The organism is Sphingopyxis terrae subsp. terrae NBRC 15098 (genome assembly GCF_001598815.1).
In the GTDB taxonomy this organism is placed as follows: domain Bacteria; phylum Pseudomonadota; class Alphaproteobacteria; order Sphingomonadales; family Sphingomonadaceae; genus Sphingopyxis; species Sphingopyxis terrae.
Genome location: NZ_BCZQ01000002.1, coordinates 1 through 978 on the forward strand (window position 1 = coordinate 1; position 978 = coordinate 978).

Below are 978 nucleotides of genomic sequence, written 5' to 3' on the forward strand. Positions count from 1 at the left end.
CAAGGAATTCTGGCACGTGGGCCGCGACCTGCCCGCCGGCCACCCGCTTGCCGCGCAACAGCCGAACAATGTCTGGCCGGCCGAAGTCGCGGGCTTTCGCGAAACCTATGACCGGCTGTTCGCCGAATTCGACCGCGTCGGCGGCAAGCTGCTCTCCGGGATCGCGCGCTACCTTGGCCTCGCACCCGATTTCTTCGACGACACGGTGAAGGACGGCAACAGCGTGATGCGCCTGCTGCATTACCCGCCCGTCGAAGGCCCGGCGAAGGGCATCCGCGCCGAGGCGCACGAAGATATCAATACGATTACCCTGCTGCTCGGTGCCGAAGAAGCGGGCCTCGAAATCCTCGACAAGGATGGGAGTTGGCTTCCGGTATCGCCGCCTGCGGGCGCTATGGCGGTCAATGTCGGCGACATGTTGCAACGGCTGACCAACAACCGCCTGCCCTCGACCACGCACCGCGTGCGCAATCCCGACACCGGCCGCGCCAGCGTTGCGCGCTATTCGATGCCCTTCTTCCTGCACTTCCGTTCGGACTATCCGATCGTGACGCTGGATAATTGCATCGATGCCGAGCATCCGAACCTGTATCCGACGCCGATCACCGCCGACGAATATCTGCAGGAACGGCTCCGCGAAATCGGGCTCAAGAAATAGAACCGGGCCGCGGCCGCCCCGTCGGGCCGGCCGCGCGTCCCGCTATTTTCCGGCCTTGTCGCTGATCGCCCGGATCACCAGCGCCTTGTCGTCGACAAGATAGCGTTTGGCGAGCGCTTCAAGCTCCGCCGGCGTCGCAGCCTCGACTGCCGCGATGCCGTTGCGGCTGCGGTCGAGCCGGTCGGCGCGGCTCGTCGCCTCGGCGACATACGCGAGCCAATAGGCATTTTCGCGCCGCGCCTTGGTCATCGCCTCGACCAGCGGCTTGCGCGCGCGGTCGAGCGTGTCGGCATCGACGGGTTTGTCGCGCAATTCCTTGG

The 978-nt window shown here is 65.5% G+C and carries 2 protein-coding genes; one reads left to right on the plus strand and one right to left on the minus strand.

Annotation, left to right across the window (positions count from 1 at the left end; genetic code table 11):
- A partial coding sequence (locus STE01S_RS00070; RefSeq protein WP_062763884.1) for an isopenicillin N synthase family dioxygenase occupies positions 1–658 on the plus strand: 658 nt, incomplete at its 5' end.
- Between the two features lie 42 nt (positions 659–700).
- On the opposite strand, the gene STE01S_RS00075 is transcribed toward STE01S_RS00070, so the two are convergent.
- A partial coding sequence (locus tag STE01S_RS00075; RefSeq protein WP_162928167.1) for a peptidase M16 family protein occupies positions 701–978 on the minus strand: 278 nt, incomplete at its 5' end.